Raw genomic sequence first — 12,075 nt, forward strand, 5'->3', positions numbered from 1 at the left:
CTGGCAGGCTGGTGCGGTGACCGTGAGCGCGAGGAGTGAGGGTGCGAGCCCCGCAGTCGCGAACAGCGACGACCGTGCCTGCACCCCTCGACGCGCGGCCCGGGTGCTGCTCGTCGACGCGGCCGGCCGGGTCCTGCTGTTCGAGGGCTTCGACCCGGCCCGGCCCGGGCACCGATACTGGTTCACTCCCGGCGGCGGGCTCGACCCGCTGGAGTCCCCGGCGGCCGGCGCGGCCCGTGAGCTGGCCGAGGAGACGGGCCTGCGGGTCGACCCGGCCGAGCTGGGTGAGCCGGTCTGGGCCGACACGACCGAGTTCTCCTTCGACGGCACCTGGTACCGCCAGGAACAGGACTTCTTCCTCCTCCGGGTGGCCTCCTGGCGGGTGGACACCAACGGCTTCAACGACATCGAGCGACGCAGCATCGCCGACCACCGCTGGTGGGTCCCCGACGAGTTGGCGGCAAGCGGTGACCGCTTCTACCCGCCCGAGCTGCCCGACCTGCTGACCCGGCTGACGCGGTCGGGCACCGCCGGCCCGGACGAGGCGTCGTGCTGACCCCGCCGCGCACCGTGGTGCGCCGTGAGGCCGGCCTGTACGCCCTGGAGCGGGCGTTGCAGCGACGTGGCTTCCGGCACGTCGCCGGCGCCGACGAGGCGGGCCGGGGGGCGTGTGCAGGTCCGCTCGTCGCCGCCGCCGCGGTGCTGCCCGAGGGGCGGCGCGGCGAGATCGAGGGGCTGGCCGACTCGAAGCTGCTCACCCCGGCCAGCCGGGAACGGGTGTACGCGGAGGTCGTGGAGCGCGCCCTCGCGTACGCCGTGGTGGTCATCCCGGCCGAGGAGGTCGACGCCCGGGGTCTGCACGTGTGCAACCTGGCCGCGATGCGCCGCGCGCTCGCCTCGCTCACCACCCGCCCGGAGTACGTGCTGACCGACGGTTTCGGCGTGGACGGCCTGGGGGTGCCCGGGTTGGCGGTGTGGAAGGGCGATCGGGTGGCCGCGTGCGTCGCGGCGGCGAGCGTGCTCGCCAAGGTCACCCGGGACCGGCTGATGGTGGAACTGGACGGGGTGTTCCCGGCGTACGGCTTCGCCGAGCACAAGGGCTACATCACCCCGGAGCATTCGGCGGCGCTGCGGGAGCACGGGCCGTGCCGGGAGCACCGCTTCTCGTACGTCAACGTCGCCGCGGTCTCCGGCCGCGACGGCCGGCCGCCGCGCGCCCGACGGCCCGGCGGCCACGGCCCGGTTGAGCCGATGGAGCGCGCACGGGCGTCAGGGGGTACCGTCGGCGTGGCGTTGGGCGAGCAGCCTCGGCCTCAGACGCCGGTGGGGGAAGATGTGGCCATGGAAGGCGGAGTGCGATGAGCGCGGAAGATCTCGAGAAGTACGAGACCGAGATGGAGCTGCAGCTCTACCGGGAGTACCGCGACATTGTCCGCCAATTCTCCTACGTGGTGGAGACGGAGCGCCGGTTCTACCTGGCCAACCAGGTCGACCTGCACGTGCGCAACTCCGACGGTGAGGTCTACTTCGAGGTCGAGATGCACGACGCCTGGGTGTGGGACATGTATCGTCCTGCCCGCTTCGTGAAGAACGTCCGGGTGATGACCTTCAAGGACGTCAACGTCGAGGAGCTGGAGAAGCCCGACATCTCGCTGCCCGCCGACTCCGGCTTCGGCGGCTGACCGCACCCGAGCCCCCGGCAAGCGCCACGGGCCCCCCACCCGTGGCGTGACCCGCCGCCGATCACTCGGCCGGCACCACGACCTCGACCCGCTGCGTCATGTTGTTGGCGAAGCCACCACGGTTCCACGGTTGCTCGACCGGCTGGGTCCGCCCGGACGCATCGGTCGCCCGCGCGCCGAGCACGTACCGGCCGGGCGTGGCGACCCACTCGTGCCGCCACCGACGCCAGGCGAAATCCCCCGCGTCCGCCGGGTCCAACTCGGCAGGTGCCCAGCTCTGCCCACCGTCGGTGGTCACCTCCACGCCCACTACCGGCGCGTGCCCCGACCAGGCCCGACCGTCCAGGGTGCACGGCCCGGGGCGCAGCACCCGACGGCGGGACATGAAGTCGGGGAAACCGGGTGGGCGGACCAGCGCCCGCGGCTCGATCCGGGTGACCGGCACGCCCGGGTCGTCGGCGTCACGGCGCACCCGGTAGGCCACCGCGTTCTGGTACCCCTCGAACGGCTCGGTCCGCAGCTCGATGGAGTGCAGCCACTTGACGTGCGCCATGCCGTACCAGCCCGGCACGATCAGCCGCAGCGGCGCGCCGTGCTGCGGCAGCAGGGGAGCACCGTTCATCTCGTACGCCAGCAGCACCTCCTCGCGCAGCGCGTCGGCGACCGGAAGCGCCCGCTGGTAGTCCTGCTCGATCCCGCGCTCCACGCCGTGGTCGGCGCCGGTGAAGACCACGTCCACCGCGTCCGGGTCGATGCCCGCCTCGCGCAGCAGCGGAGCGAGCGGGGTGCCGGTCCACTCGGCGTTGCCGACCGCCTCGACCAGCCAGGGCTGACTGACCGGCCGGGGGTGCAGCAGGGCCCGACCGTTGCCGGCGCACTCCAGGGTCACCTGCCGGGTCACCCGGGGCCGCTCGCGCAGGTCGGCGAGGCTGACCGACAGCGGCAGGTCGACAGCCCCACCGACGGTCAGCGTGTGCGTCGCCGGGTCGACCGCCGGGATGTCGTAGTGGATCAGCAGGTAGTGCAGCCCGGCCGGGGTGACGTCGTAGCGCAGCGCCTCCAACGGGATGCCGTGGTTGCGGGCCGCGAGCTGCAACTCCTCGGCGCTAATCGCCTCGTCCGGCTCCGCGAGCCGGGACGGGCCGCTCACATCGGCTACCGCCGGCCCGGTGGAGGACGACGTCAGGTCATCGAGAGTGGTCATGCGGGCCTCCCCGGTGCAGACGGCGGCACCCGCCGTACGCGGCCCAGCCTAGGCCCTGGGGGGCGGCGTCGCGCATAGCAGATCACCGAGAGCATCGGGTGGTCGTCCACAGCGCCGTCGGTTGTCCACAGGTCCGGCGGCCGGGCTGGCGTACCGCCCGGCCGTGGTCGGACGCTGCCGTCATGCGACAACCATCGGTCCGTTCGATCCGCCGTACCGTGCTGCTCTGCGCCGCGCTCCCGCTTGCGCTCACCGTCCAGCTCTGCGGCCTGGCGGTGCTCGTCGCGGCGGTGCGCGGCCAACTACCGACGCCGACCGTGCCCACAGCGTTCCAGGGATCCGCTCCCGCGCCCGCTCCCGCCGCGCGGTTCCGCTGGCCGGTCGACGGGCCACCCCGCCCGGTGCGCCGCTTCGACCCGCCACCCCAACCGTGGCTCCCTGGCCATCGTGGCGTCGACCTGGCCGCCCCGGCCGGCACTGTGGTCCGCAGCGCCGGGCCGGGCACTGTCCTCTTCGCCGGCCCGGTGGCCGGCCGGCCGGTGGTCACCGTGGGCCACGCGGACGGGCTGCGCACCACCCACGAGCCCGTGCGACCCGCCGTCCGCCCCGGTCAGACGGTCGCCACCGGCGCTCCGCTCGGCGAGCTGCTGCCCGGCCATCCAGGTTGCCCGGCGGACGCGTGCCTGCACTGGGGCCTGCGCCGGGGCGAGGAGTACCTCGACCCGCTCGCCCTGCTCGGCCTCGGCCCGGTGCGTCTGCTCCCGGTCGACCCGGTGCGCCTGCGCCCGGTGACCCGGTCCCGGTTTCCGCTCCCGGCCGTCCGGTCAGCGCTGGGCGAGCAGCGCCGGCAGCCGCGCGCCGAGCCGTTCGTACTCGCCGGCGGCGTTGTAGACCTGCCCGGTGAGCCGCAGCCACCCCCGACCGTCCCAGCTCATCACCGCCACCTCGGCGGCGAGCCGTTCACCGATGCGCGCCTGCAACGCCCGCGCGGCGTCGATCGTGGTGCCCGTGCCGGCCGGCAGCGGGATGAGGCGCAGAGCCACCCCCGGCCCGCCCGGGTCGGGCAGGTCGGCGGGGGCCACCCCCAGAGCGTCCCCCACCACCCGCTGGCCATACGCGGCGAGCGCGGCGTTGTGCGCGCGCACCCGGTCGACACCGAGGCTGCGCATCGCGAACAGGCCGGCCGGGGCGGCCAGCCAGGACGTGTAGTCGAGCGTCGCCTGCCACTCGAGCCGGGCCGGGAAACCCGACTCCTGCTCCCACGAGACCACGAGCGGCTCGATCCGGTCCCGCCACTGCGGGGCCACCGTCAGCAGGGCGGTCCCGCGCGGGGCGTACGCCCACTTGTGCAGGTTGCCCACCCAGAAGTCCGCGCCGATGCCGGCCACCGGGGTGGGCAGCATGCCCGGGGCGTGCGCGGCGTCCACCAGGACCGGCACGTCGTGTTCGTGGGCCACCCCGACGATGGCGGCGGTCGGGAAGAGCTTCGCGGTGGCCGAGGTGAGCTGGTCGACGACGAGCAGTCGGGTCCGCCCCGGGCGCAGGCCGGCGCGGACGATCTGCACGATCTGCTCGTCGGTGGCGGCCAGCGGGATCGGCAGGACCCGACCGACCGCGCCGGTGCGTCGGCACTCGCGCTGAATGGCCAGGCTCACCGCGCCGTACCCGTGATCGGTGCTCAGCACCTCGTCACCGGCGCGCAGCCCCATCGACTGGAGCACCACGGCGACGCCGGTGGTGGTGTTGCCCACCAGGGCGCTCCCGTCCGGGTCGGCACCGAGGAACCCGGCGAGGTGCCGGCGGGTGTGCGCGATCCGGTCCACCAGGCCCTGGGTGAAGAAGCGCAGCGGGTTGCCCTCCATCTCGTCGCGCAGCCGTTGCTGGGCGCGCTGCACGCTTATCGGCACCGCCCCGAACGAGCCGTGGTTGAGGTGGCTGACCGCCGGGTCGAGGGAGAAGAGCAGGCGGGCGCCCGGGATCGGCTCGGGGGGCTGCGGGTCGCTCACGTGATGATCGTAGTCAGGCGCGGGGGTGAGCCTGCCGGTACGCGGCCCGCAACCGCTCGACCGAGACGTGGGTGTAGATCTGCGTGCTCGCCAACGACGAGTGGCCGAGCAGCTCCTGCACGGCACGTAGGTCGGCGCCGCCCTCCAGGAGGTGGGTGGCGGCGGAGTGGCGTAGATCGTGCGGACTGGTCCGGGGCAGACCGGCGGCCTCGGCGTACGCACCGACGATCTGACGCGCTGTCGTCGGGTTGAGCCGACCGCCCCGGGCACCCAGCAGCAGCGCGTCACCGGAGTGAGGTCCCGCCATCGCCGGTCTGCCCCGGCGCAGCCAGTCGTCCAACGCCCGCTGGGCGGGCACCCCGTACGGCACCGAGCGCTCCCGCCCGCCCTTGCCGAACACCCGGATCACCCGCCGTCCGTGGTCGACGTCGCCGACGTCCAACCCGCACGCCTCGCTGACCCGTACGCCGGTGGCGTAGAGCAGTTCCAGCACCACCCGGTCCCGCAGCGGCACCGCTTCGGTCTCGCCGGTCGTGCTTGAGGCCGGCCCGGCGGCCGGATCCGTGAATTCCGCGTTCGTGCGCTCTGCCGGGTTGGTGGGCGGTTCCAGCCGGGTCGGTGCCTCGACCAGGGCTGCGGCCTGGTCTGCGCGCAGCACGGTGGGCAGCTCCCGGTGGGCGCGGGGGCTGGCCAGCGCGGCACCGACGTCGGCGGGGAGCATCCCGGCCCGGTGCGCCCAGGCGCTGAACGCCCTCGCCGACGCGGCCCGGCGGGCCAAGGACGTGCGGGCCGCACCCATGGTGCGCTGGCGTGCCAGCCAACTGCGCAGCACCGACAGGTCCAGTTCGGCGAGGTCGACGCAGCCCATCCGGACCGCGTGGTCGAGCAGCGAGACCAGATCGGTGACGTACGCGCGGACGGTGTGCGCCGAGCGGTTGCGGACCCGCGACAGGTGCTCGGCGAAGTCGTCGACCGCGTCGCGTAACTCCGGCGGCAACGCCTGGTGCATGGCCCGGGTGCCCCGATCCTGCCGGCTCACCGTGGCCGCGCCCGCGTGTCGGCCGCTGCAACGGCTCCGGCACCCTCACACACAGCTGGCACGGCACCAGCCTACGGCCGGTCGAGGTGCGCCACCGGGCACGACGGTGCCGGTTGGTCGACCGGACTATCCGCGGTTGTTCTTCTTGACCAGGAACACGACCAGGCCGACAGCGAGCACGGCGGTCACGACGAGACAGCAGAGCACGCTGATGTGCCACGGCTTGATTGCACCCATGACCGGGCAGGGTACCGGTGCCGAGGGTTGAGCGGCGCCCCGAGCGGCGTCGACCGGCCGGTCGAAGACCGTCGCTGCCGGGAAAGTTCACCGAGATTGAGGGAGCAGCGGAATGAACCTGGTCGACCGGTAACAGGAAGGAAGCCCAGCAGCCGCTTGGCTCGGCCGCCGAAGAGGCTCAAGCAGTCGCCCGATGGCGACTTACCAACGGGCACCCGGACCCGCTGGAGCCGGTCGCCTCTTGGCGCTGGGTGCCGAAGGTCGCGATGAACCTGTTGGAGGTTCGCTGTGCGGGCTGGCTGTCGGAGGCGGCTAACGCCGATGAACTGAGCGACCGGCAGGCCCGATTTACATGGCGGTTTGGGAGGTCGCCGGGACGGCCGGCGACGTGATGGCCGAGGCCGAACTTCCCGATTGATTCACGGGAGCCCCGACGACCCCGCTCCGGTGTACACGCCGGGCGTGGCTCTCGCGTGTCACGGAGGGGCCTCCGGGCGGGCAGGCGGGGCTACTCGTCCTCGTCTGCCGGGCGGGGGCGGCGGTGCTCCCGGATGTATCGCTCAACGTCAACCTTGAGCCAGATCGCCCCGACACTCAGCACCTGGTAGGGCTCGGGGAAGGCGGGGTGCTCCCGGATCTGGCGAAACCGCGACCGGCCCACTCCGAGCATGGCGAGGATTTCGCCCGCTGCGACGAGTTCTCCCGGTCCCTGGCCCATGCCAAGGAAGGTAGACCGACACGATCGGGCCAACGTGAGCGCGCGTGCATTGTCACGCATACGTGTGCGCGTCAATATTGACAGGGGGCAAGGGTCGGGATGGGATCGGGGCAGGCCCCCCGCCTGGTAGCGGGTTACGCGGCAGGCGGGGGTGCCGCTCTCACCCCGACTCGGGAGGCCCGATGAGCAGCCAACGCCACGCCCCCGTTCGACCGTTCTGGTTCTGCGCCGCCGACGCCCAGCCCTGGCCGTGTGGCCAAGCCCGGATCGAGCTGGCCGCCGAGTACGCCGACGAACCCCGCCTACTCGCCGTCGACATGGCAGATTGCCTCGGTGAGGCGACCCGTGACCTGTGCGGGCTCTACCCCCGCCCTCCGGAGCCGGCCGCGATGTACGGGCGGTTTCTCGGCTGGGTCCGACACCTGGCGGTGAACAGATTCCGCAACTCAGGCCACTGGCCGCGGTAGAACAGCCCCATTGAGCCCTCGGGCCCTTCCGGTCGGGGTCTGTCGTCGCCTACTAGACCAGCCGGGGCACCTCCGTCGCCGCCGGGGGGCGCTTTCCCCGCTGAGTTGTGGCGGGCGGGGCGAGGGCGTAGCCGTCATCGCGACGGACCACCATGGACAGCTCCTCCAGCAGCGACAGCTTGCGCAACGCCGTCCGTACGTCGACACCCGCCCGGGAGCACAGCCGGTCCACGCCCATCGCGCCTCGGCGGGGCAGCGCCTCCAACAGGGACCGCGCGTCGTCGTCCAGGGCGTCGGAGGCCCGCTGCGGTCCACGCGTCAGCGGAGCCAGGTCCGCGCCGATCCGGCCCACCTCCTCAAGCACGTGCGCCACCCCGGTGACCAGCCGGGCCTTGGCGTGCTCGCGCAGGAACTCGTGGGCACCGACGGACATCGCCGAGGTCACCGGCCCCGGCACCACCATGGCCATCCGATTGGCGTAGATGGCACGCCGCGCGGTCTGCGTCGCGCCACTGCGCGCCGACGCCTCCACCACCACGGTGCCCCGGGTGCCCGCGGCGATCACCCGGTTGCGGATCAGGAACCGGGGTCGCAACGGCTCGGCGCCCGGCGGCCACTCGCTGACCAGCAACCCCGTCTCGGCGATCCGGTCGAAGAGCGCGGCGTTGCCCATCGGGTACGGGCGGTCGAGCCCGCAGGCGAGCACCGCGACGGTCAGACCACCAGCGGTGAGGGCGCCCCGGTGCGCGGCGGCGTCGATGCCGAACGCACCACCGGACACGACGGTCCAGTCCCGTTCCGCGAGCCCGTACCCCAGCTCTGTCGCGACGTGCTGCCCGTAGCCGGTGGCCGCCCGCGCCCCCACCACGGCCACCGAACGGTCCAGAGCCTCACCGAGGGGCCAGCCCCCGCGTACCCAGAAGCAGAGCGGCGGGGCGGTCTCACCGTCCACCCGGCGGCTGACATCCGGCAGGCGCAACGCGGCCAGGCTGGCAACCTGGGTCGGCCACTCCTCGTCGTCGGGCGTGACAAGTCGGGCGCCGAGTCGGGCCGCCCGCTCCAGGGCCTCAACCGCCACCGTCCGCGCGTCACCGGCCGCCGACCGTGCGGCGACAGTGTTGTGTAGTCGGCTGTCCGGGCTGCCGCCGTCGAGCAGCAGGTCCAGGGTCGCCACCGGGCCGTGCTGTTCGACCAGGTGATGCACCGCGCGGGTGCCCGGCTCCGCCAGCCAGGTCAGCGCGACCCGGGCCAGCCTGCTGTCGTCCTCGGTGCTCACGCCGTCTCCCCCGTCCGTAGTTGAAGCGCCTCCCGAACGTCGTCGCAGTCCGGCCGGTCGCGACCGTCCAGATCGGCGATGGTCCAGGCCATCCGGATCACCCGGTCGAAGCCGCGCGCCGACAGCGAGCCCGAGTCGAGTCGGCCACGCAGCTCGACGGTGACCCGGGCCGGCAGTCGCCACGGCGGCCGGCGCAGGTGTGGACCCTCCACCTCGGCGTTGAGCCGCCGGCCGAGGTCGGCCCAGCGGGTGGCCGCCGCCTGCCGGGCCGCCGCCACCCGGGCGGCGACCGTCGCCGAGGTCTCGACGTCGCCGTCGGTCGCCATCAGCTCGGCCGCCCGTACCGGCATCAGCCGCACCTGAACGTCGATCCGGTCGAGTAGCGGCCCGGAGAGCCTCCCCAGGTAGCGTCGGCGAACCAGCGGGCTGCACTCGCAGTGCGCGTCACCCGCCGGCTTCGCGCACGGACACGGATTGGCCGCCAACACCAACTGGGTACGGGCCGGGTAGACGGTGCCGCCCCCGCTGCGACTCAGCTGGATGTGGCCGTGTTCCAGTGGCTGGCGCAGCGCCTCGAGCGCACCCTTGCTGAATTCGGGGGCCTCGTCCAGGAACAGCACCCCCCGGTGAGCCAGCGAGACCGCGCCGGGTCGGGCCAGCCCGGTGCCGCCACCGACCAACGACGGCACGCTCGCGGTGTGGTGCGGCGCCTGGAACGGCGGACGGCGCAGCAACCGACCGCCCGGCGGCAACAGCCCGGCGACCGAGTGCAGCGCGGTGACCTCCAGCGCCGCGTCGTCGTCCAACTCGGGCAGGATCGACGGCAGCCGTTCGGCGAGCATCGTCTTGCCGGCACCCGGTGGGCCCAGCAGTGCGACGTGGTGCCCGCCGGCCGCAGCGACCTCCAGGGCACGCCGACCCATCCGCTGCCCGGCGACCTCGGCGAGATCCGGGCCGCCGAACACCGGCGTCGGGACGTCCGTCGGAGGTTCGATCAGCGGGGTTCCGTCCCGGACGAAGGCGACCAGCCGGTGCAGGGTGTCCACCGCTCGTACCCGTATGCCGGGGATGACGGCGGCCTCGGCGGCGTTGCCGACCGGGACGATCACCCGCGCGACACCGGCCTGAGCTGCGGCGGCGACCATCGGGAGCACCCCGCGCACCGGCCGGACCGTCCCGTCGAGCCCCAACTCGCCGAGGACCACCACCCCCTCCAGGGGGAGCAGCGGCAGCTCGCCCGAGCCACCGAGCAGCGCCGCGGCGATGGCCAGGTCGAAGGCCGACCCGAACTTCGGCAGTGTGGCCGGCAGCAGGTTGAGGGTGATCCGCCGATTTGGCCAACGCTGGCCGGAGTTGACGACCGCGGCCCGGACCCGGTCGCGGGCCTCGTGCAGGGCGGTGTCCGGCAGGCCGGAGATCACCACCGCCGGCAGCCCGGCGGCCAGGTCGGCCTCCACCTCGACGAGGTGGCCGGTCACCCCGACCAGCCCCACGCAGAGCACCTTCGCGTAGCTCACCGCGCGTCACCGATCCTTCGGGTGCGCATGTCAGAACGCGCCCTTGAGATGGTCGACCTGCGCCGGGCCGCTGTCGGGCAGCAGCACCGACAGCACGTCGAAGCGCACCTCCTCGGCGCTCGTACCGGTCTCGGTCAGCCACCGGGCGGCGAGCCCGCGCAGCCGGCGGGCCTTCGCCGGCACGACAGCCTCGGCCGGGGTGCCGAACTCCGTACCCCGGCGGGTCTTCACCTCGCAGAAGGCGAGCACAGGCCCGTCCCACGCGATGATGTCGATCTCTCCGGCCGGGCAGCGCCAGTTCGTGGCGATCGGGCGCAGCCCCGCCTCGGTCAGGTGCCGGGCCGCGCACCGCTCGCCGTACGCGCCAACCGCCTGGTTCCGCTTCGTCATGGACGGCACGGTGCCCGCCGCAACGTGATCGCCGCGACCCGGCGACAGCCCAGCTGTGGACAACGGGGGTGCTGTGGACAACGCAACGATCATGCCCGCGCTGTGCTAGCGGCGCTGCGCCCGTCTGGAGCGCGGCTCGCCGGGCTCAACGTGGTGTCTGTCCCGTGACACCATCCGGGAGCGCTTCGTGCCGGCGTCGCGGCCCGGTCGACGGGGCTGAAATGGCGCGGGCGTGGCCGGTCGCATACGGTGCCTGACGTGGACGGACGACGGAGTTTTCCGGAAGATCAGGAGTCGCGCTGGTACCCCGACGAGCGGGGTCGCGGTTACGGCGAGTCGGAGTGGCGCGGCGCGGGCGAACCGCGGTACCGGGACACCGAGATCCCCGAGCAGCGTGGCGCGGAGGACGACCGCTCCGTCACGGACACCGGCGTCGGCCGCCGCCGTGAGTCGGACTCGGGCCGCTTCGGTGCCGTCGACGCGAGCCGGTTCGGTGGTGCGCCGGAGCCGGACTCGGGTCGCTTCGGGGCCGTGGATGACCAGAACCCTCGGTTCGGCGTCGGTGAGGCTGATTCGGGGCGTTTCGGCGCGGTGGACCCGTTGGGTGCCGCCAGGCCGGAGGTGGACGGTTACCGGGCCACCCGCTCGCGGCGGGCGGACCGGGACCCCTCCGAGACCTCCGGTGAGCTGCCCGGTCGCCGGGCCGCCCGCGAGGCGACCGTGGCGGGGTCCCCGCTGACCGACGCCACGCCGGAGACTGCCCGCGACGCCGCACCGGCACCCCTCGCGCCGGCCGGTGTGCTCGCTGACCAGGCTCGTCCCGCTCCGCTCGGTGGGTACCCCATCGTCGAGCCGACCCGCGGCGGCGACACGCCGCACCCGCTGGAGATGCCGACCGGCCCGATGCCGGGGATCGGGCCTCGCCCCGACCTGCCCACCGGCGAACCGGCGGTGTACCCGCCGGCCGCGGACGGCGTCTATCGGACCCGTCGACCGGTGCTGGCCGTACTCTTCGCTCTGCTGGTTCTGATCTTCGAGGTTCCCGCCCTGCGAGTGCTGCTCGCGGGCGTGACCGGCGACCCGGTGGACGCCGGGAACGTGGTGGTGGGCATCGCCCTGGTCGCCGGGCTGCCGATCTTCGCGATCGGGCTGTACGGGCTCCGGACCGGGGGTCTGTCGCTCGCCGACAACGGTCGGGGCTGGCTGCGCCCGCCGACGGCCTACCTGACCGTCGGCCTGGTGCTCTTCGTGGCCGCCGCGCTCGCCGCCGGCTGACCCGGCCTGACCAGGGCGCACCACCAGTCGGCCACGCCGACCGTACCGCCCCCGACCTGGGCTGGCGCGGGCCGACGATCGGGCAGTAACCAGGAAATAGTGGTCTCCGGGGACGCGGAGGCCACTGTTTCCATGAACGAGCGCGATCTTTCCCGCAACAACTGTGGAAGCGGCGCAGCGGCATCCCGCGCGCACCCCGGGGCGGGTGAACGGGTGAGGGGCGTACACTGGCCAACTGGCGACCGCCTCGTGCGGTCGACCTCG

At 73.6% G+C, this 12,075-nt stretch carries 11 protein-coding genes and 2 pseudogenes; 6 read left to right on the forward strand and 7 right to left on the reverse strand.

Annotation, left to right across the window (positions count from 1 at the left end):
• The first annotated feature begins 22 nt into the window (after positions 1-22).
• Genes AB0C15_RS27050 through AB0C15_RS27060 form a run of 3 tightly spaced genes read left to right on the forward strand, consistent with a single transcriptional unit; the run spans position 23 to position 1,682 of the window.
• Positions 23-556 (forward strand): NUDIX domain-containing protein, encoded by a 534-nt coding sequence (locus AB0C15_RS27050; RefSeq protein WP_357356547.1) that lies wholly within the window; start codon positions 23-25, stop codon positions 554-556.
• Positions 550-1,362, forward strand: a complete 813-nt coding sequence (locus tag AB0C15_RS27055) for a ribonuclease HII (RefSeq protein ID WP_357356491.1) — start codon at positions 550-552, stop codon at positions 1,360-1,362. The genes AB0C15_RS27050 and AB0C15_RS27055 overlap by 7 nt, the downstream gene beginning before the upstream one ends.
• Complete coding sequence (locus AB0C15_RS27060) at positions 1,359-1,682, forward strand: DUF2469 domain-containing protein (protein ID WP_007075222.1); 324 nt, start codon at positions 1,359-1,361, stop codon at positions 1,680-1,682. The genes AB0C15_RS27055 and AB0C15_RS27060 overlap by 4 nt, the downstream gene beginning before the upstream one ends.
• Before the next feature lie 61 nt (positions 1,683-1,743).
• On the opposite strand, the gene AB0C15_RS27065 is transcribed toward AB0C15_RS27060, so the two are convergent.
• Positions 1,744-2,886, reverse strand: a complete 1,143-nt coding sequence (locus AB0C15_RS27065; RefSeq protein ID WP_357356493.1) for a sulfite oxidase — start codon at positions 2,884-2,886, stop codon at positions 1,744-1,746.
• A gap of 218 nt (positions 2,887-3,104) precedes the next feature.
• Here AB0C15_RS27065 and AB0C15_RS27070 point away from each other — a divergent pair.
• Positions 3,105-3,656, forward strand: a pseudogene (locus tag AB0C15_RS27070) (M23 family metallopeptidase); the annotation flags it as partial.
• A 54-nt stretch (positions 3,657-3,710) separates the two neighbouring features.
• Here AB0C15_RS27070 and AB0C15_RS27075 read toward each other — a convergent pair.
• The 3 genes from AB0C15_RS27075 to AB0C15_RS27085 form a co-directional block, all read right to left on the reverse strand.
• On the reverse strand, positions 3,711-4,892 hold the full coding sequence (locus AB0C15_RS27075; protein WP_357356495.1) for an aminotransferase class V-fold PLP-dependent enzyme: 1,182 nt from the start codon (positions 4,890-4,892) through the stop codon (positions 3,711-3,713).
• 13 nt (positions 4,893-4,905) lie between these two features.
• The gene (locus AB0C15_RS27080) at positions 4,906-5,901 is read right to left on the reverse strand and encodes a tyrosine recombinase XerC (RefSeq protein ID WP_357356549.1); all 996 of its coding nucleotides are present in this window, start codon (positions 5,899-5,901) and stop codon (positions 4,906-4,908) included.
• A 775-nt stretch (positions 5,902-6,676) separates the two neighbouring features.
• Complete coding sequence (locus AB0C15_RS27085; protein WP_357356497.1) at positions 6,677-6,886, reverse strand: hypothetical protein; 210 nt, start codon at positions 6,884-6,886, stop codon at positions 6,677-6,679.
• A 182-nt stretch (positions 6,887-7,068) separates the two neighbouring features.
• Between AB0C15_RS27085 and AB0C15_RS27090 the strand changes: the two genes are divergently transcribed.
• The gene (locus AB0C15_RS27090) at positions 7,069-7,353 is read left to right on the forward strand and encodes a flavin reductase (RefSeq protein WP_357356499.1); all 285 of its coding nucleotides are present in this window, start codon (positions 7,069-7,071) and stop codon (positions 7,351-7,353) included.
• 52 nt (positions 7,354-7,405) lie between these two features.
• Here the strand turns inward: AB0C15_RS27090 and dprA are convergent, their stop codons facing one another.
• From dprA to AB0C15_RS27105, 3 genes are read right to left on the reverse strand one after another with little or no spacing between them, the layout of a single operon-like run.
• Positions 7,406-8,629, reverse strand: coding sequence for a DNA-processing protein DprA (gene dprA, locus AB0C15_RS27095; RefSeq protein WP_357356501.1), 1,224 nt, complete (start codon positions 8,627-8,629; stop codon positions 7,406-7,408).
• A complete protein-coding gene (locus AB0C15_RS27100; RefSeq protein WP_357356503.1) occupies positions 8,626-10,146 on the reverse strand; it encodes a YifB family Mg chelatase-like AAA ATPase in 1,521 nt (506 codons plus the stop codon). Before AB0C15_RS27100 ends, dprA begins: the two co-directional genes overlap by 4 nt.
• A gap of 30 nt (positions 10,147-10,176) precedes the next feature.
• Positions 10,177-10,536 carry a YraN family protein gene (locus AB0C15_RS27105; RefSeq protein ID WP_357356505.1) on the reverse strand — a complete coding sequence of 120 codons (360 nt, stop codon included), beginning with the start codon at positions 10,534-10,536 and terminating at the stop codon, positions 10,177-10,179.
• A 221-nt stretch (positions 10,537-10,757) separates the two neighbouring features.
• Between AB0C15_RS27105 and AB0C15_RS27110 the strand changes: the two are divergent.
• Positions 10,758-11,811 (forward strand): annotated as a pseudogene (locus AB0C15_RS27110) (hypothetical protein).
• Positions 11,812-12,075 lie beyond the last annotated feature (264 nt).

Source organism: Micromonospora sp. NPDC048835 (assembly GCF_040649995.1).
GTDB lineage: Bacteria > Actinomycetota > Actinomycetes > Mycobacteriales > Micromonosporaceae > Micromonospora.

Excerpts from the sequence above, each read along its gene's own strand:
- AB0C15_RS27060 (WP_007075222.1), top strand. The coding sequence starts at position 1,359 with ATGAGCGCGGAAGATCTCGAGAAGTACGAGACCGAGATGGAGCTGCAG.
- AB0C15_RS27065 (WP_357356493.1), bottom strand. The coding sequence starts at position 2,886 with ATGACCACTCTCGATGACCTGACGTCGTCCTCCACCGGGCCGGCGGTA.
- AB0C15_RS27080 (WP_357356549.1), bottom strand. The coding sequence starts at position 5,901 with ATGCACCAGGCGTTGCCGCCGGAGTTACGCGACGCGGTCGACGACTTC.
- AB0C15_RS27085 (WP_357356497.1), bottom strand. The coding sequence starts at position 6,886 with ATGGGCCAGGGACCGGGAGAACTCGTCGCAGCGGGCGAAATCCTCGCC.
- AB0C15_RS27090 (WP_357356499.1), top strand. The coding sequence starts at position 7,069 with ATGAGCAGCCAACGCCACGCCCCCGTTCGACCGTTCTGGTTCTGCGCC.
- AB0C15_RS27105 (WP_357356505.1), bottom strand. The coding sequence starts at position 10,536 with ATGACGAAGCGGAACCAGGCGGTTGGCGCGTACGGCGAGCGGTGCGCG.